Below are 460 nucleotides of genomic sequence, written 5' to 3' on the forward strand. Positions count from 1 at the left end.
GGGTGAAGTCGTAACAAGGTAACCGTAGGGGAACCTGCGGTTGGATCACCTCCTTAACTAATGAGCGTGAATTGTGAGTGTTCACACAGATTGTCTGATAGAAGAAGAGACGGGAACAGAATAGGCTTGTAGCTCAGGTGGTTAGAGCGCACCCCTGATAAGGGTGAGGTCGGTGGTTCAAGTCCACTCAGGCCTACCAACTTTTCTGTCCGGTTCGATGGGGCTATAGCTCAGCTGGGAGAGCGCCTGCCTTGCACGCAGGAGGTCAGCGGTTCGATCCCGCTTAGCTCCACCATATAACTCTTCTTAACCAATAACACCAATTTCAGAACACACTAAAATCCGTGTGTTGTGAAATTTATGCTCTTTAACAATCTGGAACAAGCTGAAAATTTGAAACAATCGATGTTGTTGAACGATAACATTGATGAGTCTCTCAAAAACTCCAGTCCGAAGACAC

General features: G+C 47.0%; 2 tRNA genes and 1 rRNA gene. All 3 read left to right on the plus strand.

The window, feature by feature from the left end:
• Nucleotides 1–56, plus strand: a 16S ribosomal RNA gene (locus tag Xedl_RS31800); the annotation flags it as partial.
• Between the two features lie 66 nt (nucleotides 57–122).
• Nucleotides 123–199, plus strand: a tRNA-Ile gene (locus Xedl_RS20080).
• A gap of 20 nt (nucleotides 200–219) precedes the next feature.
• Nucleotides 220–295, plus strand: a tRNA-Ala gene (locus tag Xedl_RS20085).
• Nucleotides 296–460 lie beyond the last annotated feature (165 nt).

The sequence above is a fragment of the Xenorhabdus eapokensis genome, assembly GCF_001908105.1.